Annotated in this window: 24 protein-coding genes and 1 pseudogene; 3 read left to right on the forward strand and 22 right to left on the reverse strand. The window is 71.8% G+C overall.

Translation table 11 applies throughout. The features are described 5' to 3' along the window. Nucleotides 1-70: 70 nt before the first annotated feature. From Drose_RS24030 to Drose_RS39165, 12 genes and pseudogenes are all read right to left on the reverse strand, one after another. Nucleotides 71-868: a FadR/GntR family transcriptional regulator gene (locus Drose_RS24030; protein ID WP_260723565.1), complete on the reverse strand. Its 798-nt coding sequence runs from the start codon at nt 866-868 to the stop codon at nt 71-73. A gap of 42 nt (nt 869-910) precedes the next feature. Beyond that, the gene (locus Drose_RS24035) at nt 911-2446 is read right to left on the reverse strand and encodes a class I adenylate-forming enzyme family protein (protein WP_260723566.1); all 1536 of its coding nucleotides are present in this window, start codon (nt 2444-2446) and stop codon (nt 911-913) included. A 5-nt stretch (nt 2447-2451) separates the two neighbouring features. After that, a complete protein-coding gene (locus tag Drose_RS24040; protein ID WP_260723567.1) occupies nt 2452-2865 on the reverse strand; it encodes a MaoC family dehydratase in 414 nt (137 codons plus the stop codon). After that, on the reverse strand, nt 2865-3650 hold the full coding sequence (locus Drose_RS24045) for an enoyl-CoA hydratase/isomerase family protein (RefSeq protein WP_260723568.1): 786 nt from the start codon (nt 3648-3650) through the stop codon (nt 2865-2867). Before Drose_RS24045 ends, Drose_RS24040 begins: the two co-directional genes overlap by 1 nt. Before the next feature lie 548 nt (nt 3651-4198). Next, entirely contained in the window at nt 4199-4528 is a 330-nt protein-coding gene (locus Drose_RS24050; RefSeq protein ID WP_260729796.1) for a DUF2804 domain-containing protein, read from the reverse strand. Between the two features lie 68 nt (nt 4529-4596). Further along, nucleotides 4597-4920: pseudogene (locus Drose_RS24055) on the reverse strand (DUF2804 family protein); the annotation flags it as partial. A 27-nt stretch (nt 4921-4947) separates the two neighbouring features. Further along, the gene (locus Drose_RS24060; RefSeq protein ID WP_260723569.1) at nt 4948-5712 is read right to left on the reverse strand and encodes a CbtA family protein; all 765 of its coding nucleotides are present in this window, start codon (nt 5710-5712) and stop codon (nt 4948-4950) included. 12 nt (nt 5713-5724) lie between these two features. After that, complete coding sequence (locus Drose_RS24065) at nt 5725-5946, reverse strand: CbtB-domain containing protein (protein ID WP_260723570.1); 222 nt, start codon at nt 5944-5946, stop codon at nt 5725-5727. Between the two features lie 241 nt (nt 5947-6187). Then, complete coding sequence (locus tag Drose_RS24070) at nt 6188-6511, reverse strand: SH3-like domain-containing protein (RefSeq protein ID WP_260723571.1); 324 nt, start codon at nt 6509-6511, stop codon at nt 6188-6190. 8 nt (nt 6512-6519) lie between these two features. Further along, complete coding sequence (gene scnC, locus Drose_RS24075) at nt 6520-7200, reverse strand: thiocyanate hydrolase subunit gamma (RefSeq protein ID WP_260723572.1); 681 nt, start codon at nt 7198-7200, stop codon at nt 6520-6522. Beyond that, nucleotides 7197-7502: an SH3-like domain-containing protein gene (locus Drose_RS39160; protein ID WP_343869797.1), complete on the reverse strand. Its 306-nt coding sequence runs from the start codon at nt 7500-7502 to the stop codon at nt 7197-7199. Before Drose_RS39160 ends, scnC begins: the two co-directional genes overlap by 4 nt. Beyond that, nucleotides 7499-7933, reverse strand: a complete 435-nt coding sequence (locus tag Drose_RS39165) for a hypothetical protein (protein WP_343869794.1) — start codon at nt 7931-7933, stop codon at nt 7499-7501. Before Drose_RS39165 ends, Drose_RS39160 begins: the two co-directional genes overlap by 4 nt. Before the next feature lie 499 nt (nt 7934-8432). On the opposite strand from Drose_RS39165, the gene Drose_RS24085 reads away from it, so the two are divergent. Beyond that, on the forward strand, nt 8433-9329 hold the full coding sequence (locus tag Drose_RS24085) for a universal stress protein (protein WP_260723573.1): 897 nt from the start codon (nt 8433-8435) through the stop codon (nt 9327-9329). Between the two features lie 28 nt (nt 9330-9357). On the opposite strand, the gene Drose_RS24090 is transcribed toward Drose_RS24085, so the two are convergent. The 3 genes from Drose_RS24090 to Drose_RS24100 form a co-directional block, all read right to left on the reverse strand. Then, entirely contained in the window at nt 9358-9702 is a 345-nt protein-coding gene (locus Drose_RS24090) for a TraR/DksA C4-type zinc finger protein (RefSeq protein WP_260723574.1), read from the reverse strand. Nucleotides 9703-9711: 9 nt separating this feature from the next. Further along, entirely contained in the window at nt 9712-10029 is a 318-nt protein-coding gene (locus Drose_RS24095) for a TraR/DksA family transcriptional regulator (RefSeq protein ID WP_260723575.1), read from the reverse strand. A gap of 65 nt (nt 10030-10094) precedes the next feature. Further along, nucleotides 10095-10919: a rod shape-determining protein gene (locus Drose_RS24100; RefSeq protein ID WP_260723576.1), complete on the reverse strand. Its 825-nt coding sequence runs from the start codon at nt 10917-10919 to the stop codon at nt 10095-10097. Nucleotides 10920-11554: 635 nt separating this feature from the next. On the opposite strand from Drose_RS24100, the gene Drose_RS24105 reads away from it, so the two are divergent. After that, the gene (locus Drose_RS24105; RefSeq protein ID WP_260723577.1) at nt 11555-12766 is read left to right on the forward strand and encodes a PucR family transcriptional regulator; all 1212 of its coding nucleotides are present in this window, start codon (nt 11555-11557) and stop codon (nt 12764-12766) included. A gap of 36 nt (nt 12767-12802) precedes the next feature. On the opposite strand, the gene Drose_RS24110 is transcribed toward Drose_RS24105, so the two are convergent. From Drose_RS24110 to Drose_RS24120, 3 genes are all read right to left on the reverse strand, one after another. Continuing rightward, complete coding sequence (locus Drose_RS24110; protein WP_260723578.1) at nt 12803-14089, reverse strand: NAD(P)/FAD-dependent oxidoreductase; 1287 nt, start codon at nt 14087-14089, stop codon at nt 12803-12805. 169 nt (nt 14090-14258) lie between these two features. Beyond that, on the reverse strand, nt 14259-15053 hold the full coding sequence (locus tag Drose_RS24115; protein ID WP_260723579.1) for a rod shape-determining protein: 795 nt from the start codon (nt 15051-15053) through the stop codon (nt 14259-14261). Then, on the reverse strand, nt 14993-15394 hold the full coding sequence (locus Drose_RS24120) for a TraR/DksA family transcriptional regulator (RefSeq protein ID WP_260723580.1): 402 nt from the start codon (nt 15392-15394) through the stop codon (nt 14993-14995). The genes Drose_RS24115 and Drose_RS24120 overlap by 61 nt, the downstream gene beginning before the upstream one ends. A 187-nt stretch (nt 15395-15581) precedes the next feature. On the opposite strand from Drose_RS24120, the gene Drose_RS24125 reads away from it, so the two are divergent. Further along, nucleotides 15582-15929, forward strand: a complete 348-nt coding sequence (locus tag Drose_RS24125; protein WP_260723581.1) for an STAS domain-containing protein — start codon at nt 15582-15584, stop codon at nt 15927-15929. 20 nt (nt 15930-15949) lie between these two features. Here Drose_RS24125 and Drose_RS24130 read toward each other — a convergent pair whose 3' ends face one another. From Drose_RS24130 to Drose_RS24145, 4 genes are all read right to left on the reverse strand, one after another. Then, entirely contained in the window at nt 15950-16366 is a 417-nt protein-coding gene (locus Drose_RS24130; RefSeq protein ID WP_260723582.1) for a large conductance mechanosensitive channel protein MscL, read from the reverse strand. 585 nt (nt 16367-16951) lie between these two features. Continuing rightward, nucleotides 16952-17284, reverse strand: a complete 333-nt coding sequence (locus Drose_RS24135) for a hypothetical protein (protein ID WP_260723583.1) — start codon at nt 17282-17284, stop codon at nt 16952-16954. Next, nucleotides 17281-17865 carry a sigma-70 family RNA polymerase sigma factor gene (locus tag Drose_RS24140; RefSeq protein WP_260723584.1) on the reverse strand — a complete coding sequence of 195 codons (585 nt, stop codon included), beginning with the start codon at nt 17863-17865 and terminating at the stop codon, nt 17281-17283. The genes Drose_RS24135 and Drose_RS24140 overlap by 4 nt, the downstream gene beginning before the upstream one ends. Then, nucleotides 17862-19388 (reverse strand): sodium:solute symporter family protein, encoded by a 1527-nt coding sequence (locus Drose_RS24145; protein WP_260723585.1) that lies wholly within the window; start codon nt 19386-19388, stop codon nt 17862-17864. The genes Drose_RS24140 and Drose_RS24145 overlap by 4 nt, the downstream gene beginning before the upstream one ends. Between the last annotated feature and the right edge of the window lie 88 nt (nt 19389-19476).

Genomic DNA, 19476 nt, shown 5'->3' on the forward strand with positions numbered 1-19476 from the left:
TCGGACTCCGGTCCTCCGCCGACGCCGACGCGCCGTTGGCCGTGCCGGTCGCCGAGCGGGGTGGTAGCGGTCAGCCCCGCTCGTCGCCGACCGGCCGGTTGTCACGGTAGGCCTGGCGCAGCCGGACGAGATGTTCGCTCATCGCCTTCGCCGCCGCGTCACCGTCGCCGTCGTCGATCGCACGCAGGATCGCCTCGTGATCGTGATCGACCTGGCCCCAGTACTCGTGCGGAATGTCCGGATCGAGGAACCGCGCCTGAAGGACCCGGAACACCGGCTCGGTCATGACCGCGAGCAGCCCGTTGCCCGTGGCCTTGACGACGAGCCCGTGGAAGTTGCGGTGTTCGCGGAACTTGCCCCCACGCCCCCGGCTCATGATCTCCCGGTCGATGGCTTCCCGCAGCGCCGCGAGATGCTGCTGACTCCGGCGATGCGCGGCAAGCCGCGCGGCCGGCACCTCGAGGAGCTCACGGGCCTCCAGCATGTCCGCGACCGAGAGGTCGGTCCCGGACAGCAGCCCGATGCTCGTCTCGAGGTAGTCACTGACCTGGTCGAGCTGGACCCGGGACACGAACGTCCCGCCGGTCGTCCCCCGGGTCGTCCGGATCACGTCTCGGGACGCCAGGGCGCGCAGCGCTTCCCGCACGGTGCTCCGGCTCACCCCGAAGGCGCTGGCCAGCTCCGCCTCCGAGGGCAGCCGGTCACCCGCGGTGAGCGACCCGCTCAGGATGCGCTGCAGGAGCTGGTCGGTCACCTGCTGGTAGGCCGGCCGGATCCGGCTCAGCGACAGTGCGTCGGCGACCGCCGATCGCGAGACGACGGCCTTGTCGTCGGCGACCTTGCCCGACGTCTTCGATCCCCGTGTCATGAGTGCAGACACCTCCGCGGCGAACAGGAACGCATCAGTGTTTCACTTCTCGCGGCCGTTGATGTAATCCGTACGAAGTTCACGCTTGAGAATCTTCCCACCGGGATTCCGTGGCAATTTCTCCACGACATGCCATTCGCGCGGAACCTTGTACTTGGCGATGCGTTGCCGCACATACGTCTCCAGGTCCCCCATGTCGAGCCGCTCGGTGCCCCTGCGCGCCACCACGAACGCCGCGACGCGCTCGCCGTACACGTCGTCGGGCACGCCGATGACCGCCACCTCGTCGACACCCGCGTGCCTGGCGACCGCCTCCTCGATCTCGCGGGGGAAGATGTTGACACCACCGGCGATGATCATGTCCTTCTTGCGGTCGACGATGGAGATGAAGCCCTCGTCGTCGCGCACCGCGATGTCCCCGACCGTGACGAAGCCGTCCTCGGTCGTGGCCTCGCGCGTCGCCTCCTCGTTGTGGAGGTAACCCTTCATGAGCAGGGGCGAGCGCGCGAACAGCTCACCCGGCACCCCGGCCGAAACCTCTTGCCCGGCGTCGTCGAGCAGCTTGACCTCGTTCATGAACCACGGGTGCCCGACGCTGCCCGCCTTGCGCATCGAGTCCTCGGGCCGCAGGTCGGTGACGATGGAACACTCCGTCGACCCGTACAGTTCGTGAATCCCGACGTTCGGAAACGCCTCGTGCACCCATTCCTTCAGCGCGACCGGCAGCGCGGCGGCGTTGAAGTACAGGGTCCGCAGCGCCGACAGATCGTAGCTGGCCGTCGGCTCCTCGACGATCCGGCGGATCTGCTGGGCATGGGTGGGCACCAGGAAGACCGTGTTCGTCCGGGAGACCTCGAGCATCTTCAGGAACTGCTCCGGATCCCAGCTCCGCAGGACCGACACGGTGCCACCGAGCTGGGGCCCGGCGAAGCCGAAGGCGAACCCGGCGCCGTGGTAGAGCGGCGCGACCGCCATCGTGCTACTGGCGGGGCCAAGGCCGTATTCGATGCCCGCCGCGTAGCTGGTGAGCACGCGCCCCCGGTGGGTCAGGACGACGCCCTTGGGTTGTCCGGTCGTGCCCGAGGTGTAGGCGATGCAGAAGGGGTCGTTCTCGTCGACGTCGACGCCCGGATCCCGGGGCTCCGCCCCGGCGAGCAGGTCCTCGTAGCCCTCACCGGCGCCGCCGTCGAAGCTGAACACCTGGTCCATGCCGTCGACGAAGGTCACGGTGTTCGGCGCGAGCTGGTCCTCCATGATCAGCACGCGGGCACCGGAGTGGTGGACGATGAACTCGTTGTCCCCCGAGCTGTTCCTGGGGTTCAACGGGACCATGGGCAGCCCCGCCTTGGACAGCCCGGCCGCGATCTCGAAGTACTCCATCCGGTTGCCGCTCAGCAGCGCCACCGGCTCGCCGGGCCGGAGGCCGCGACGCAGCAGCGCGTTGCCCAGCCGGTTCGAGCGCTCGTCCAGGCCGGCGAACGTGAGCTGCCGGTCGCCGTCGACGACCGCGACCCGGCGGGGGGCCGCCCGCCCGAACTCGCGTACGCCGTTGGCCATGTTGAGCTGTGCGATACCCACGATCCCTACTCCTGGCTTCCCTGGTTCATCAGCATGACCGCTGTTGCCTCCATGACCGGGTCGCCGCCGTGCTCGCGGACGAGCCAGCGGTACTCCCGGATCACCTTGCCGCTCTTCGTGGCCTGTTCCGTCCCGGGTGTCAGCTCCAGGCTGAGCACCTGCCCCGCCCGGACCATCCGCAGGAAGGTCACCGACCTCAGCTCGACGAGCGCGATCGCGTCGTCGAGCGCGCCCGACTGCTCCGCCAGGCCGCCGGCCAGCAACAGGACGCCCTGTCCGGGCAGCGGCGCCGTCGCCCCGGACGACCGCTGCTCGGGTGTCGGATTGAACAGCGGATGCGTGTAGCCGCCGCTGGCGACGAGACGCTCGATGAGTTCGGCGGTCACCACCACCGTGGGCGACACCGTCGGCGCGGCCATCAGACGTCCCCCCACCGCGGTTCGCGCTTCTCGACGAATGCCCGGTAACCCTCCGCCATGTCAGGAACCTCCTCCAGGAATCGGCTGAACATCTCCCGCTCCAGCCGCAGTCCCTCGGCGAGCGGCAGGTCCCCGGCCGCGTTCAGCAGCGCCTTGACCGTCGCGATCGCCGGCCGGGACCGCCCGCGGAGCGAGTCGGTGATCTTGGCGACCTCGGCGTCGAGGTCGGCCAGCGGCGCGTGGGCGATCGCGAGTCCCCACTGGACCATCCGCGGTCCGGTGAGCCAGGTGGGCGTGAGCAGCAGCGCCCGGGCCCGCTGGTCACCCAGCTTGCGGTGGGCGCGCATGCTCGCGCCGGCGCCCGGGACCATACCGAAGCCGAGGTGGATGTCACCGACCCTTGCCTCGTCCGCGGCCACCACGAAGTCACAGGCGAGCAGCAGCTCGAAACCGCCGGCGCGGGCCAGGCCGTTCACCGCCGCGATCGACGGGACGGGGAAGTCCTGGAGGCGGTCGAGCAGCTTGTGGTATCCGCGGATGAACGGTACGAAGACGCCACCGGGATCGGCGAAGCACGCACCGAGGAAGTCGATGTCCATGCCGACGCTGAAGGCCCGCCCGACGCCGGTGACGACGATCGCGCGCAGGGACCTGTCCCGCTCGGCGGCGTCCAGCGCGGCGTTGAGCCCGGCGACCACGTCGGGGGTGATGCTGTTCATCGCGCCGGGTCCGTCCAGGACGATCCGGAGCACCTGGTCCTCGGCCGTGAACCGGACGGCCGTCATGCCTCGGCTCCGTCCGTGTCCCGCGCCGCACCAGCGACAGCGACGACCGAGATCGCCGCCACGCCGAGGCTGCGCGCCGCCCCTGAACGCATCACCACTCCAACCTGTCCCCGCCAACCACCGGTCGGCAATACGTCTGACATTAGGGTGACAGCGCTCACAGACGCAATACCCGCGGGTCACGTTAGCGTCTCGCCGGCCCGTCCAGGGCCGTGAAAGCCGAGGCAAGGTGACAGAAGCACGCCGGTAGCGTACCGCTCCGGCGGCCTGCGGCTGATCTATCAGACTTTTCGGATCAAGGGAGCTGAGGATGCTGACGGCGGCGCCGCTGGACGAGCCCGAGGAGCTGACCGAACCGCGCGGCACGGTCCAGCGACGGCACCGCCCGGAACGCGGCGGCCGCGACCGATGAACTCACCCACCCGTCCAGGTCGAGCACCCCACTTTGCGCGTCGATCTTGCAGTTGTGGTGCCGAGACACTCCGCGAATGCCCGGTTTGTCAGGCACCACAACTGCAAGATCGACGCGCAAAGTGGGGGGTGGTGTGCTACCAGCGGTTGTGGGCCTCCTCCGCCCATCCCGCCAGGGCGTCCACGCTCACCCGCTCGCCGTCGTCCGCCTGGATCCAGCCGGAGAAGTGCCCGAAGCACTGGTGCGTCTCGTTGGCCACGACGCCCAGGTTGGTGCGGGCGACCTTCTCGTGGAACGGGTGGAACTCCACCTCGACCCGGTCGCCGCTGATCCGCCACGGCCGCAGCCAGTCGCGGCGGTCGTAGCTCCAGCGCAGCTCGGCGCCGATCTTGTGCAGCCGCCCGCCGACGAAGAGCGCGTTCTCGGTCGAGCCGGTGCCGTCGGTCCATGTGCCGCCGAGCTGGATCGACCGGCCCGGATCGTGCTGCCCTCGGGGCTCTGGTCGATGTCGATCGACAGGCCGCCGCCGCGCACGCTCACGGTGCCCGCGCCGCTGACGGGCGGCAGCACGACGCCACGGGCGAAGGGCACCACCGCGTCCTTGCCGAGCTCGACCTTCGTGGCGCGGTCGAGCACGTAGACGGCGTGCACGCCCGCGTAGTCCAGCGACGACGCGACCAGGCCGACGATGTGTGCGGGCGTGACGATCCCCCAGTACTCCCAGCGCTTGGTCCGCCCCCAGCCGCGCAGGTTCGCCCGGTGCAGCGGCCGGCGGGACCAGCCGACCGCCGCGGGGTTGAGCCGCCCGTTCGGCAGGCACAGGTCGACCGGCTCGACGATCTCGTGCTCGTGCGTCACCCGGAAAGGGTAGGCCCTGCCGGGTGCTCATCCCGTCCGGGCGAGGCCGACGGGCATCGCCTGACGTGCCGCGCGGTGTCGTTCGGCACGGTCGGTCAGCGCTCCGAACAGCAGGCCGAGCGTGCTCCACAACACGAGCTGCGTGCCGGCCGAGGCCAGCCGGAAACGCCACAGCAGGGTGGCGGGAAAGTCGGCCGGTACCTCGTCGACGGCCGGGAGCAGCAGTCCCGCGATCGCCACGACGACGACGTACGCGCCGGCGGCGGCGACGACCGCGTTCCAGCCGCCGAGCCGGGGCACGAGGCCGCGGGCGACCAGCACCGAGCCGAACGCGGCCAGCACGCTGACGCCGACCAGGACGAAGTACAGGGCGGTGCGCCGCCCGATGGTGTCCGGTTCGCCGACCGCGGGCGGGTTGGCCGGGTACTTCACGAACGGGACCAGGAACATCGCGACGAACCCGAGACCTCCGACCAGCAGTGCCGTGGCGCGCGGCCCGAGGGCGCCGACGCGTCCGTAGCCGCCGGCGAACGCCATGGCGAAAATGCCGCCCAGGGCGGTGCCGTAGAGCAGCACAGCGACACCCAGGCCGGCGGTGGACTGCACGGTGCGGCTGACCGGTTCCGGCTCCGCCGCACCGGCGTGCACGTGGTCGGCGTGGGTGTGGGCGTTCTCGAACGCGATCGCACCGTCGATCTGCGGTTCACCGAACACGCTTGCGAAGGCGAAGGCCAGGCCGGCCGCTACGATGCCGACCAGCATGCCGCGGATCAGCAGTGTACGGACGCTCATCTCGTCGGTCCGTCAGTGGCAGGGGAAGGCCAGCAGGTGTCTGCCGTCGTGTGTGAACTCGTGCACGAACGTGCCGGAGAAGATCGAGATCGCGCCCTGTTCGGCGCCGACGAAGTAGATCACCAGGGCGGCCAGGAGCAGGCCGAAGGCGGCCCAGGGCAGCAGTTGGCGCAGCGGGATCGCCACCGGCAGCGGCGGATGGACGGGGGTCGGCAGGGCTGCGGTCTGGGACATCAGGAACCTCCGTGAGATCTGCGGACGGCGAGTCGGCTGTTGGCACGTGCCGGGTCGCTTCTCCCCCGCGAGCCGGATCGCAAACACCGCACCAAGGCAACCCGGGTGGGTGCTCGCGATGACCCGGTCTTGACGACGAGCCGGCGGCGAGCTGTCCCGCGCTGCCGCCGTGGACGGGCTAGCGTGCCGATCCACGACGGCAGCGGACCTGCCGCACAGCCTTCGTCCGGTCGCGGGCCGGTCACTCCTCGAGTCTGGAGCGGATCTGCCGCATCTTCGATCGCAGCTCCTGTTCGTCCAGGATGCCCTGCTCCAGGAGCAGATGCGCGACCACGAGCGCCGATCTGGCGTGGACGGGATAGCCGGCGTACACGCTCTCGCCCAGCCGATCCTCGGCATGCCGGCGTTCCAGGTTGTCGAGCGCGCCACGCCACGACAGGCACTCGCAGGTCGCCTGCATGCTCGACTCCCACGGGTCCGGCGTGCGGTCCAGCTCGGGCAGGCTGCGGTCCTCGCGCCGGACTTCGGTGCCCATGATGTCGATCAGGACGTCGTCGGTCTTCATACCGGTCATCAGCGTCCGCCGGCCTTCGCGTTCGGGGCCCGCTCGGCGGTCCACTCCGGGTTCGGCAGGGCGACACCGATCATGGTGTCCCGCGTCACGATCGACGCGAGCTGCTCCTCGGTCCACCCATCGGTGCCTTCCGGACGCATGGGCATCACCATGAACCGCGACTTCTGGTTCGAGTCGTGCACCCGCACCTCGACGTCCGACGGCAGGTGGAGCCCGAACTCGGCCAGCACCTCACGGGGCCGTCGAACCATGCGGCGGCGGTAGTTCGGCGTCCGGTACCAGTCCGGTGACATCCCGAGGACGGGACGCGGGTAGCAGGAGCACAGCGTGCAGACGATGACGTTGTGGACCTTGGGCGTGTTCTCCAGCACGTAGAAGTACGTGTAGTCGCTGGGCGTGCCCGTTCCCGTCGGGTCGAGCCAGTCGACACCCACCGCCTTGCTCGCCTCCGTGCCGTCGCTGAGCAGTTGCTGCTTGAAGGCGGGGTCGAGCCACGCCTTGGCGACGAGCTGGGCGCCCTTGGCCGGGGTGCGCGCCTCGGTCCATTCGGCGAAACGCCGGTGGTCCTCGGCCGAGAACAGGCCGTGCTCGATGGCGAGCTCACGCACCGCGAGCTCCAGTACCTCGAACTCGCTGACCTCGGTCGGGCCGGTGATGTGCGTGTGTTCGGTCCTGGTCACTTCGCGCCTGCCTTCGCGGGTTCGAGCCATCGTTCGGAGCATTCGGTCTCGAGGGTGTCGACGTCGAAACCCTCGTAGTCCGGCCAGAGGTCCGTCTGCCGGAAGCGCACGACGTAGAACGGCTCGTGGCGGCCGTTCTCGTCACGGCCCCATGCCTCGTCCTCCGGAATGACCCACTCGGGCCGGTACTCGGTGACGACACCGGTTCGCCCCCTGGTGTACCGCTGGGTCCTGGTGTGGAACATGCTGGTGGTGTCACGCACCGTCACGTGATCACCGATCGAGAAGCGTCGGTGTGTCATGACTTGTCTCCCAAACGGGCTCGCACCTCGTCGATCTTCGCCGCCAGTTCGTCGGGCGTGATCAGGCCTTTGTCGATGAGCGTCTTGGCGGCGACCGTGATCCACCGCGCGTAGTACGGCAGACCGAAGTAGAGCGTCGCCCCGAGGTCGTTCTCCGCCCTGCGCCGCATCTCGGCGTTCCAGGCTCCGCGCCACCCCAGGCACTCGCAGGTGAGATAGGTGTTCATCTCCCAGGCTTCCTCACCCTTCTCCTTGTAGGGCTCCGGAAGCGCGGGTTGTCCACCGACGTCGTGCAGGACGCTGCGGAGCGCCTCGTACCGCGCGTTCGAGATCTCGTAGGGCGAGTCCATCGGCGTGTGCTCGACGGGGTTGATCTCGGCGATTCCCCGTGCGATCTCGTCGAAGCGGACATCCCGGGTTGTCGTGCTCATGGCTCTCTCCGTTCATCTGGTCCCGGCCGGACCGCACCCCCGGGCGGACGACGACCACGCAGGTCGGGTCGACTCACCCGGAGAAGGGCGTGTTCGCTGCTCAGGCCGAGTGGATCCGCCAGTCGGCGTTGTGTGCCCGATGCGCGGGCCGCGAAACGCGCGACCGCGCGGGATCGCTCGTACGACCGACGAGGTTCGGCCGGCGGCGCACCCCGCCGAGGATCACCCCGAGGCGACGAACCGGCCCCGTCGGCGACCCGGGACCGGACCCTGGGCAGCGTTGCTTCCGCCGGCAGATCCGAAGCGCTCCCGCAGTTTCGTACCGCCCGTCGCGGGCAGTCGGCCCGGTGCCGGCCGGCATTGCCACCGCGATGGTGTGCGGGATCGAAGCGCCTGGTCCGTGGGGGTACGCGTTCAGGCGAGCACGGCCGGTGGCCGTGACCGGGATGTCCGACACCCGGTCACGGCCGATCCGCACCCCACCGGAGGAGTGATCGTGATGCGCCAGAGGCCCATCCGCGTCCTGGTCGGGTATGACGGTTCTCCCGCGGCGAGCACCGCTCTCGACGCCGGGTCGTTGCTGCTGCCGGGCGCGCACGCCGTGGTGGCCCACCTGTGGGCACCCCCGTTCACCAGCCCCGAGCTGCGCAGACGGCTGTGGACCGGATCACGCGACGTCGACGCGTTCACCGAAGCGGTCGAACGGGAAGGCGATCGGGAGGCGCATCGTCTCGCCGACGTCGGCAGCACGCTGGCCCGGGCCGCGGGCTGGGAGGCCGAGCAGATCACCCGGCGTTCGTACGGTGGCGAGGGATTGCAACTCGCGCAGATCGCGGACGAGGCCGACGTCGACGTCGTGCTCGTCGGCTCCCGGGGACTGCGCGGGGGTCGCGCGCTGCTCGGCAGCGTGTCGGACATGCTGGTCCACTACAGTTCCCGGCCCGTCCTCGTGGTGCCGCACCCGCTGCTGACCGACGAGTACGCCGCACTCGCCAACGGGCCGGCACTGGTGGGATGGGACGGCTCAGCGGGCGCCGCACTGGCCTGGCGACGCGCCCGCGAGCTGTTCCCCGGCCGGGAACTGATCGCCGCCGTCGTCGGCCGCGACGGCACGGCGAGCACCGTGCCCACGCCGCCGTCGGACGCCGGCCTCGAACCGGCCGCGGCGGCGTTGCCGCGCGACACCCGCGGCGGCCGGGCACGACGCGTCGCGGGTGCCCTCACCGCCCAGGCCCGGACACTCGGCGCGGCAGCCGTGGTCGTCGGCTCCCGGGGACGCTCCGCAGCGCAGGAGATCCTCCTCGGCACCGTCGCCAAGGCGACCCTGCACCGCGCACCCCTTCCGGTCCTGGTCGTTCCGCCCGCCGACCATCCAGACGGTGAACGCCCGGCATAGGCGCGCTCCCCCCGCCGACAGCGCCGGGTCACCGTTCGACACGGCCGGTGTCCCGGGTTTCCGCCGGGCGGCACCTGGGACAATGCCGGGTGGCCGGTCGCCGGGCGAGGACGTCGATCGGGATGTCCCGGCCACAGCCGTCACAAACGCCGTAGTTGTCGTGCCGCAGACGGTCCAGCGCACGCGCGACGTCACCGAGCGCCCGACGGGTGGCGGCCGTGAGCGTCGCGGTCGCCGTGGCGTGCGCGTCCTCGGATCCGAGCAGCGCCGCCTGCTGTCGCAGCAAGGTGAGTTGGGTGCGATGCCGGTCGTAGTGGTCCTCGAACATCATGCGCAGCACAGCGAGTTCGTCGTGCCTGCTGACGGTGTACACCGGCGCTGGCTAGCGGCTGCGCGACTGGCAGGGAACGCAGAGCCGGGCGTGGGGAAGGATCTCCAGCCGGGCTACGGGAATGGCGCCGACGCACCGCTCGCAGCGGCCGTAGGTGCCGTCGGCCAGCCGGGTGAGCGCGGCGTTGGTGTCGGCGATGGCGCGCCGAGCGGCGGCGGCGCGCTCGGCGATGGTGTGCGGGTCCTCACCGGCGCCCTGCGGGTCCGTGCCGGCGGTGGTGAGGGCGGTGAGCTCCGCGGTGTGCCGCTCCAACTGGGCGTGCAGCAGTTGCCGCAGCTTGCCGGTGTCCGCGTCCGTGTTGATGCTCATGGTTCTCCGTTGGGTTTGCGGCCGGACGGCGACAGGTCTGACCGTCTGGCGATTCGACGTACGGATCAGGCGTGCATCGCGGCACGGCGCAGGGCGGCCAGGGCGGCCAGACCGGCCCCGCGGACGGCGACGAGGTGCGGTGCCGCGGGCCGGCGAACCGGCAGGTCCACGGCGGCGGTGAGCCGGGCGGCCAGTCGCGGCCGGGTGGCGCCGCCCCCGACGAGCAGCAGGCCACCGCGTGTCGCCGCCGCGACGGCTTGCCGGTGCTGCGGCGCACGGCGCAATCGGCCGAGCAGGTCGACGACCACCGCGACGATCGTGTCGTCGGCGTCCGGTCCGGCCGCTTCGCCGACCCTGAGCTCGTGGCGGAGCGCACCGGCGACGACACCCCGGGCGAGCACGGCGGCTTCCACCAACTGGGCACCGACGTCGATGACCAGCTTCGGGCCGGCCGCGGCGCCGGCGCCGATGGCGGCGGCCCGGACGGTGTCGATGAGCAGCAGCCGCTTCGGCGTCAGGGCGGCCGTGAGTGCCTGGCGCAGTGCTTGCTCGTCGCGCGTGTCGGCCGGGGCGGGCCGGCAGGCCACGACGATCGCACCGGCCGGCAGGGCCGGGTTGTGCCTGTCACAGAGGCCGGCCAGCATCGCGGACGCGGCGGCCGGGTCGGTGATCCGGCCGTGTCGGATCACTTCACGCTTGGTGGGACCGCCGCCGGTGCGGGTGTGTACCAGGGGTCGACCGGATACCCAGATCCGTGTGTAGGCGCTGCCGATGTCGACGCCGATCGCGGTCGGCTGCACGGCGGCGGTGCCGAGAACTGCCGGATCGATCCGTTGTGCGGGGGCGGCGGGCCGCACCGCAAGAGCGGGGCTGATCACGTCGTTGATCACGGTGGCTCCTCTCGGCCGGACGAACGTCATCCGCAGGGGGTGCACGCCCGCGCTGACGGACGTACGAAACGGGATGCGGCGGCTGCACAGGGTGCGGCCCGGTCAACGCACGCGGGTCCGAGTCGGACGGCAGGCGCACGGGCGGCGTGTGCGCCGCCACCGGCGGGCGGCCGGGCCCGGATCGCGCCTGTCCCGCGGGCACCGGACCGGCGAGCCGGAGACCGGTCCGCCCGCTTTCGGATGGCGTCGGAGCCGTGCCAGGCACATGACCCGGCCGGGAGGCGGCGGTGACACGATGCCGACGGTGTCTCGCCCGCCCGGCGTCATGCCGGTCGTCATCGTCACTGTCCTCCCTTCGTCCAGTCGCTCCGTGAATCTCCAGCGTCCGCCGCCGCTCGGTGGGGCGCATCGGCGGCGACCGGCAACCTGGTCGTATGGTGATTGCCGACGGACGGCAACAGTGACTGGCGCGGACGGCACCGGCAACGGTCGTACCGCGACCGGACATGCCCTCGCATGCCGGTGCCCGGCAACCCGAAGCCAGGCACTCGGGCGCTTGGAGTCCGGCAGGCTGGAGCGTCCGCACGACGGTGGCGATCGGCGGAACGGAGCTGTCCAGCGTGAGAAGCGGTGAGATGCGGCGCCGTAGGGCCTCGGCGGCGGACCCGGCGGAGTGGCTGCACGCGGTTGGACAGGCGGCCAGCCGGGACGCGGGCGCACCGGCGGAACTGCTGGGCAACTATCTGCCGCTGCTGGCCGAGGCGGCGTCCACCGGCCGGCGGCCGCGCCGCGCCGACCTCGACGCCGTCGGCGAGCTGGGTCGCAGCGCGGCGCGGCAAGGCGTCTCGGCCGGCCGGGCGGTGCAGCTCTACCTGTCCGCGGCGCGACGTCTGTGGCAGGACCTGCCCGCCGTGGTGCGCTCCGACGACAGCGAGGCGGTCCGGGCCGCCGCCGCGGCGGTGCTGCAGGTCGTCGACGACGCGGTGGCCACCCTCGCCGAGGGCTACGCCCAGGCCCGACGGGACCTGGTGCGTCAGGAGGAGGCGCTGCGCCGCGAACTTGTCGACGACCTGCTGCGCGGTGACTCCGACCCGGGCGCGCTGGTGCAGCGGGCCGAGCCGTTCGGTGTCGACCCGGCCCGCGAGCACCAGGTCGCCCTGGCCGCTCCCGGCCGGCGGCTGCCCGACACGCAGGCGGCGATCACCGCGCTGGAGGCGGTCATCTTCGACCGGCTCGGCGACCGGGACGTCCTGGTCGCCACGAAGGACGGCCTGCTGGTGGTGATCGCTCCCGCCGACCTCACCGCGACCGGCCCGGCCGCGACCGGCGGCCGGCACGACCTCGGGCACCTCGTGCACGCCGAGCTGAGCCGGCCACGGCACGGCCGCCCGTGGCGGGTGACGGTCGGCCGGGCCCATCCGGGCCTGTACGGCATCGCCCGCTCCTACGAGGAGGCCCGCGAAGCGCTCGCCATGGTGAAACGGCTGCGCCTGGACGTCCCGGTGACCGCGGCCCACGACCTGCTGGTCTACCGGGTGCTGCTGCGCGACCAGCCGGCCATCGTCGATCTGGTCGGCGCCGTGCTCGGCCCGCTGACTGCCGCTCGGGGCGGCGCCGGACCGCTCCTGGACACCCTGCGGGCGTACTTCGCCACCGGCGAGGTCGCCACCGAGGCCGCCAAGCAGCTCGGGGTCTCGGTGCGCACCGTCACCTACCGGCTGGCGCGGATCAAGACCCTGACCGGATACGACCCGGCCGACCCCGACCACCGGTTCACGCTGCACGCCGCCGTCCGCGGCGCGACGGCCCTGAACTGGCCCGCCGATGCGCTGCCGGCGGTGACGTGACCGCCGGCGGCGCATCGGCGGCCCGCACGGCGCTGATCAGCGCAGCGGGTCGAACGGCGCCAGGTCGCGCGGCGCCTCGCCCTTGAGCACCGCCTCGGCCATCAGTTGCCCGGTGATCGGGCCGAGCGTGATGCCCCACATGCCGTGGCCGCCGGCGACGAACACCCGGGGACAGGCGGTCACCCCGGCCAGCGGCAGTCCGTCGGGTGTGCACGGCCGGGACCCGACCCATTCGTCGCGCCGGTCGTCAAGGTTCACGCCGGCCAGGAACGGGCGGACCGCGTCGACGATGGCGGTGACGCGCCGCGGGTCGAGGGGGTCGTCCGGCCGGCGGAACTCCATCATTCCCGCAACGCGCAGTCGGCCGCCCAGCGGTGTGCAGGCCACCCGTTGCTTGGCGAAGTACAGGGGACCGGCGGGCAGTTGTTCGGCCGGCACGCTGAAGCTGTAGCCACGACCGGCCTGCACCGGCCGCCGTACGCCGAACCGTGCGGCGAGCTGGCCGAGCAGCGCACCGGTGGCGACGACCACCGCGTCGTGCTGCCGCTCGTCCCCGTCACCGCGGCCCAGCAGGACGCCGTCCGGCCGGGGGCGCAGATCGGTCACGTCGGCGCCTTCCACGATGTCCCCACCGCGTGCCCGTACCGCATCCGCCAGGGAGCGTACGAACTGCGGCGGGTCCAGGTAGCGCTGCCCGTAGATCCTGATCGCGGCACCCACCCGATCGGTCAGCGCCGGCTCCAGGGCCCGGATCCGCCACCCCTCGACGGCGTGGAAGCGGACGTCCTGACCGGCCTCGCGGATCTGATGCAGTTCGGCGAGCAGGGCCCAGGCGTCGCGTTTGCGGGCGAAGCAGGCCAGGAACGTGTCCGGCCGGGACGTCGGTGCGGTCACGCCACCGGCGGCCAGCACGTCGAACGCTTCCAGGGCCCGCTCGTTCAGCGGCACGTAGGCGGCCATGCCGCGCCGCCATCGCCGCGCGGTGCTGTGCGCCACGAACGAGGTGATGAAACGCAGCAGGCCGGGATCGGCGCGCAACGGGAGGTACACCGGCGAGCGTGGGCTCAGTACCGCACGCAGCCCGTACCGCAGCACCGCCGGCTCGGGCAGCGGCGCGGTCAGGCCCGGGGTCAGCCACCCGGCGTTGCCCCACGAGGCACCCGCCCCGGCGTGCTTCCGCTCGTACACCGTCACGTGCACGCCGGCCTCTTGCAGAAACCACGCGGTCGACAGTCCGACCATGCCGGCGCCGACGACCGCGACGCTGCGCGGCGAACCGGCGGCGAAGGCCGGCACGCGCTGCTGCTGGAATCCGAATGACATGCTGTTTCCTTCCGCCCGGTCCCGCTGTGGCAACCGCCGCACAGGGCGGCGGTCGCGCCGTGGCCACCGCGGCCCCGTGTCCACCCATGCTCGTACGGCGCCGGGCCGCCTGACAGGGTGACCGCCTGCAAGCTGGTCGCGCGGTCGTTGCCGGTCACCGGCAACGGCGTCAGGCCGTGAGCAGGAGCCGGATGCCCGTGAGCGTGGCCAGCAGCGGATCAGCGGGCATGGTGACGGATCGGCCGGTCCACGCGGCCAAGCGGGCGGCGAGCCCGGGAGACATCGCGCCGCCGCCGGTGATGACGAGGCGCCGGCGCCGGACGCCGGGCTCGCGGACGTTCATGCCGCGCACACACCGGGCGATTTCGTGAACCGGATCGAGGGCGTTCCCCGCGTGGACCCGCACCGCCCCGGTGACGCGGGAGTCCGCGATGCGCGCCACCTCGATGCGGCCGGACCCGATGTCCACGGTGACCAGGTCGTCCGTCGCCGGGCCCAGCCCGCAGGCCAGCGCGGCCGCGAGCGGCTGCTCCACCGTCGTGACGCGACCGCCGACCGCGCGACGGACGACCGCGGCCAGCAGGTCCCCCTGCCGCACCGTGGCCGTCGCCGGCACACCGACCAGCACCGAACATTCGGGCCCGTACGACTGTCCGGTGCGGGCGACGAGGACGCGCAGAAGATCGACGCAGGCAGCGAAGTCGCGGACGGTACCTTCCCGGATGGGCGAGATCAGTTTCGCGCCGTCAGCGACCGCCGCTTCGGCGGCGGCCCGGCCGGCGACGCGCCGGCCGTCGGGCATCCGCGCGATGACGGCCGGTTCGACGATCGCCGCGGCAGCCTGCGGGGTCCACAGCCGCACCGCCGAGGTACCGAGATCCAGTGCGAGGCGCTGCCGCGGGTTCAGCACCCCGCCGGCCCGGGCTCGTGGCCGTGCCGCACGCTCGCGTGGTGTTGCTGACACGGCTCGCACCACCGGGCCGACGGCGCGGCCCGCAGACGGACGAGCGGGATCTCGCGGTCGCAGCGGCCACAGCGGCCGTAACCGCCTTCGGACATGCGCCGCAACGCCTCGGTGGTGTCGGCGATGCCCTGCCGGGCGGTCCGCATGAGCGTTCGCACGGTGTCCGGGTGATGTACGTCCGAGTCCGGCAAGCGGCCAGGTACCGTCAATCCGATGAGCTGTTCGGTGTAGTCCTGGAACTGCCGCTCGAGGAGCTCGCGCAGCGAGGCGGTCGCGCTGCGCGGGATTCCTGCCGGCGGCGCCCCGACCTCCGGCACCCTGGCCCTTGCCAGCTCGGTCATCACCACCACCTCCGTCGGAACGCCGTTGTCCATCCAGCCTCGGCCACCGACGGCGGCACGTCATGACCATCCACCGGCGAACAGCGATGCCGCAGCTTGCCGGACCTCGGCAACGTCCGGCCCGTGGCGCCACACCGCGTCTCATACTTTCAGATTGTCATCATTCGATAGACAGATAGTGACGATCATGGAGGTTCTGTGGGACGCTGGCGACATGGCGCTCTCGTTCGAGGTGTATCGGCACGCCGCCGGGCAGGTCCTGCTCCGGCTGCGGGGTGAGCTCGACCAGGACACGGCCGCGACGTTTCATCAGGCGCTGGCCACGGCGCTGGAGACGGTGCCGAGCGAACTGCTACTGGATCTGAGCATGGTCACGGCGGTCGGCGTCAGCGGGATCAGCGTCCTGATGGCCGCACGCCGCGCCGCCGACCAGTTGCGCTGCCGGTTCGGACTGTCCGCCGTCAGCCCAGCCGTCGACCGGCAGCTCCGCTCCCGGGGTCTCACCAGCCCGTCCCTCGAACCCGGCGGCCGGTAGGACCGACGCGGTGGTGCGGCTCAGGCGGCGGCGAGGTCGCTGGTGCAGTGCGGACACCGGACGGCATCCACGGGCACGTCGTTCAGCTTGCAGCTCGGGCAGGTCCTGGTCGGTGGCGGGTCACTGAAGACGGTCTTGCCGCGCTTGCGCATGTAGGCCCGGTACGGCACCACGATCAGGAAGTAGATCACGGCCATGAAGATGATGAAGTAGATGAGCGCGCCGATGAAGGCGCCGACGTCGACCCGCTGGCCGTTCAGCGTCCAGCCGATGCCCTTCCCGGACGATCCCCCACCCGCCAGCGCGTTGACCAGGGGTGTGATGATGCTGTCGGTGAAGGCCTTGATCAGGGTGCTGAACGCCAAGGCGACGACCAGGCCCACCGCGACGATGATCAGGTCGCCCTGCATCAGGAAGTTCTTGAAGCCTTTCAACATCCGCACTCCCCCCGTCATGGCGTCCCGGTGGCCGGCCTACGGCACGTTGCCCGCGAACACGCACGGTGGCCGGCTCGGGCACGGTCTCCACCGCGGCTCACCTCGCCCCCGCCGACTCCCGGTCTCGACCTGGACGACGCCATCCGGCAGGCCGCCGAGCGCACCGCCGGCGACCGGCGCCACATCGCGGGCGCGCGTCAGATCCGGACCCGCCCGCCGGCTCGCCGTCTCGGCCTTCTCTACCAAGCCGACGCGGACATAAACCGCGCCCGGCGAACCGAGCCGCGGACATGCCGCCGCGCCCTCGGCGCCCGGCTCGACGGCCGACCGGCCGGTATCACCCGCCTCCTCGCGCGGGTTGCCGCCCGCCGGAGATGGCACAGCTCGTGCGGTTTCATACCGCCTGCCGCGGGCAGTCAGCGTGCGCCGGCCGTCGTTGCCAGTGCGTTGGTATGCGGGATCGAGGCGCCTGGTCCGCGGGGGTGTGTGATCAGGCGGGACGGCCGGTGGCCGTGGCCGGGATGTCCGACACCCGGTCACGGCCGGCCCGGGTGACGGTGGGGTGACGGACGGCCGAGGCGCCGGCTACGGCGGCGGCCCGATGCCGTTCGTCGGCGCCTCGGTGCTGTTCCCCGGCCGGTCGTTGAAGATGATGTGGGTGTTGACGTCGGCGCGGCTCAACGCCCACAGGCCGAGGATGTTGGCGAGTGCGAAGATCACCGCGGCGAGGATCGGCAGCACGATCCGCCGCCGGCGCTCCCGGCGCCGCCAGTCGGCCAGGGCGGCCGGGTAGCGGTCCGGTGTGCCGTGCACGGAGGTGACGAGCGCGTCGAACACGTCACGGAGCTGCTCCTCGGCGGCCCCGGAGCCCGTGACCGGGCCGGTTCCGGGAGTCCTACCGGGTGTGACGCCGTTCATCTCCGCTCCTCCAGTAAGCGCGAGAGCGTGGCCATACCCCGCGACGTGTGCGACTTGACCGCGCCCGCGGAGATGCCCATCGCCGCGGCTATCTCCGATTCTCGCAAATCCAGCCAGTACCGCAGGACCAGCGCTTCCCGCTGCCGGGTCGGCAGCCGTTTGATCGCCTCCACCAGGGCCCGCTGGTCGTCGCGCAGCAACACCTCGGCCTCGGCCGATCCGACCGACTCGATCACCTGTTCCGCGTGCTTGCGCGCCACCTGCAGCCGGCGTACCCGCATCCGCACGAGGTTGCACACGACGGCGCGCAGGTAGCTCAGGGCGGCGTCGTGGCTGCGTAACCGGCGCCATCGCCGGTACAGCTCGTAGAACGCCTCCGAGACGATGTCCTCGGCCTCGCTCTCCGCGCCGAGCAGCACGGCCAGGCGCAGCAACTGGGTGTGGTTGGCGTCGAAGAGCCTGGCCAGTGCGACCTCACGGTCCAGGTCGACAAGGCCCGGCCCGGCGGGGGCGGGCTCGGGCTCGGGCGGCGCCGGGTCGGCAGCCGGTGCGAGCACGCGTGACGAGACCTGCTGGCTCACCGGACCACCGCCCGGGTGGCAGTACCGCCGCGGAGCTCCCGGGCCACGCCGAGCCAATCCAGCGCCGGGGTCAGCGCCGCGGCGATCCCGAGGTTGAGCACCAGCGCGGCGAGCGCGACGTACACGTGGACACCGGCGACCGACACGACCGAGGAGAAGCCGCCGGAGGCCACCAGCACGGTGCCCGCGACCATGCCGACGAGCCAGCCGGCGAGCAGCGCGCCGCGGTGCGGCCAGCGGGTGAACAGGCCGAGGGCCACCGAGGGGAACGTCTGCAGGATCCACACTCCGCCGAGCAGTTGCAGGTTGATCGCGTCCTGGTCGGGCAGGCCGAAGACGAACGCCAGCGCCCCGAACTTCGCCACCAGCGACACCGCGCGGGCGACCTGGGCCTGGTGCTTCGGTGTCGCCGACGGGTGGAAGTACTCGACGTAGACGTTGCGCACGAACAGCGCCGCCGCGCCGACCGACATCACCGCGGCGGGCACCAGCGCCCCGACCGCGAGCGCGCCGAACACGAGCCCCGCGGCGACCGGTGAGGTCAGCTCCCGCACCATCAGCGGCACGGCCGCCTCGGCGTTGCCGGGCCGGGCCGGCACGCCCGCGGCGAGCGCCGCGACGCCGAGCAGCGCGAAGAGCCCCAGCACGGCGGTCCACGCCGGCAGTCCGACGATCGCCTTGCGGAGCCGGTCGCCGCTGGACGCGGCGAAGGACGCGGTCAGCACGTGCGGGTACATGAGCAGCGCGAGCGCGGAGCCGAGCGCCAGCGTGGCGTAGGTGGTGTAGAGCGAGGAGGTGAGGGTCAGGGAGGCCGCCGGGACACCGCGTGCGGTGATGGTGTCCTCGGCGGCCCGGAACACCGCCCGCGGCCCGCCGAGCTGGTCGAGGACCAGCACGACGACGGCGACGACCGTGGTACCCACCAGGACCCCCTTGGCCATGGAGATGACGGTCGGCGCGCGCAGCCCGCTGCGGTACGTGGCGCCGGCCAGCACCGCGAACACCGCGACGAGCGTGAGGTCGCCCGCGATCCCGTCGGTGGGATAGAGGCCGCCGGCGACCAGGACCGCGCGGATGCCGAGCAGTTGCAGCGCGATGTACGGCATGGTGGCGAGAATGCCGGTGAGCGCCACGGCCAGCGCGAGTAGCGGTGAGTCGTAGCGGGTCCGCACGTAGTCGGCCACCGTCGTGTGGCCGTTGTCCTTCGCCACCTGCCAGAGCTTCGGCAGGAGCACGAAGGCCAGCGGGTAGACGATCACCGTGTACGCGAGTGCGAAGAATCCCAGCGCCCCGATGCCGTACACGAGACCCGGCACCGCCGCGTACGTGTAGGCCGTGTAGATCGTGCCGCCGAGCAGGAACCAGGTCAGCACAGCTCCGAACTGCCGTCCCGCCAGCGCCCAGCCGTCGAGCGTGGGCAGCTCGTCGCGGACCCGGAAGCGCCGCGCGGCGATCGCGAGCAGCGACGTGCCGGCGACGACCAGCGTGAAGGCGGCGGTGCTGGCGGCATCGACCATGGGCACCCTCTCAGTCCTCTGTGTGTTGCGCAGGCTCCCGGATCGGTTGACACGAAACAAGAGGCAATCGGGCAGTAAACCGTCAGACATGGAT

Source organism: Dactylosporangium roseum (assembly GCF_025264685.1).
Lineage (GTDB): Bacteria > Actinomycetota > Actinomycetes > Mycobacteriales > Micromonosporaceae > Dactylosporangium > Dactylosporangium roseum.

What these genes read in the sequence shown, in the direction of transcription:
- Drose_RS24030 (WP_260723565.1), bottom strand. Translation starts at nt 868, where the DNA reads ATGACACGGGGATCGAAGACGTCGGGCAAGGTCGCCGACGACAAGGCC.
- Drose_RS24040 (WP_260723567.1), bottom strand. Translation starts at nt 2,865, where the DNA reads ATGGCCGCGCCGACGGTGTCGCCCACGGTGGTGGTGACCGCCGAACTC.
- Drose_RS24045 (WP_260723568.1), bottom strand. Translation starts at nt 3,650, where the DNA reads ATGACGGCCGTCCGGTTCACGGCCGAGGACCAGGTGCTCCGGATCGTC.
- Drose_RS24060 (WP_260723569.1), bottom strand. Translation starts at nt 5,712, where the DNA reads ATGAGCGTCCGTACACTGCTGATCCGCGGCATGCTGGTCGGCATCGTA.
- Drose_RS24065 (WP_260723570.1), bottom strand. Translation starts at nt 5,946, where the DNA reads ATGTCCCAGACCGCAGCCCTGCCGACCCCCGTCCATCCGCCGCTGCCG.
- Drose_RS24070 (WP_260723571.1), bottom strand. Translation starts at nt 6,511, where the DNA reads ATGAAGACCGACGACGTCCTGATCGACATCATGGGCACCGAAGTCCGG.
- Drose_RS39160 (WP_343869797.1), bottom strand. Translation starts at nt 7,502, where the DNA reads ATGACACACCGACGCTTCTCGATCGGTGATCACGTGACGGTGCGTGAC.
- Drose_RS39165 (WP_343869794.1), bottom strand. Translation starts at nt 7,933, where the DNA reads ATGAGCACGACAACCCGGGATGTCCGCTTCGACGAGATCGCACGGGGA.
- Drose_RS24085 (WP_260723573.1), top strand. Translation starts at nt 8,433, where the DNA reads ATGCGCCAGAGGCCCATCCGCGTCCTGGTCGGGTATGACGGTTCTCCC.
- Drose_RS24095 (WP_260723575.1), bottom strand. Translation starts at nt 10,029, where the DNA reads ATGAGCATCAACACGGACGCGGACACCGGCAAGCTGCGGCAACTGCTG.
- Drose_RS24105 (WP_260723577.1), top strand. Translation starts at nt 11,555, where the DNA reads ATGCGGCGCCGTAGGGCCTCGGCGGCGGACCCGGCGGAGTGGCTGCAC.
- Drose_RS24110 (WP_260723578.1), bottom strand. Translation starts at nt 14,089, where the DNA reads ATGTCATTCGGATTCCAGCAGCAGCGCGTGCCGGCCTTCGCCGCCGGT.
- Drose_RS24120 (WP_260723580.1), bottom strand. Translation starts at nt 15,394, where the DNA reads ATGACCGAGCTGGCAAGGGCCAGGGTGCCGGAGGTCGGGGCGCCGCCG.
- Drose_RS24125 (WP_260723581.1), top strand. Translation starts at nt 15,582, where the DNA reads ATGGAGGTTCTGTGGGACGCTGGCGACATGGCGCTCTCGTTCGAGGTG.
- Drose_RS24130 (WP_260723582.1), bottom strand. Translation starts at nt 16,366, where the DNA reads ATGTTGAAAGGCTTCAAGAACTTCCTGATGCAGGGCGACCTGATCATC.
- Drose_RS24135 (WP_260723583.1), bottom strand. Translation starts at nt 17,284, where the DNA reads ATGAACGGCGTCACACCCGGTAGGACTCCCGGAACCGGCCCGGTCACG.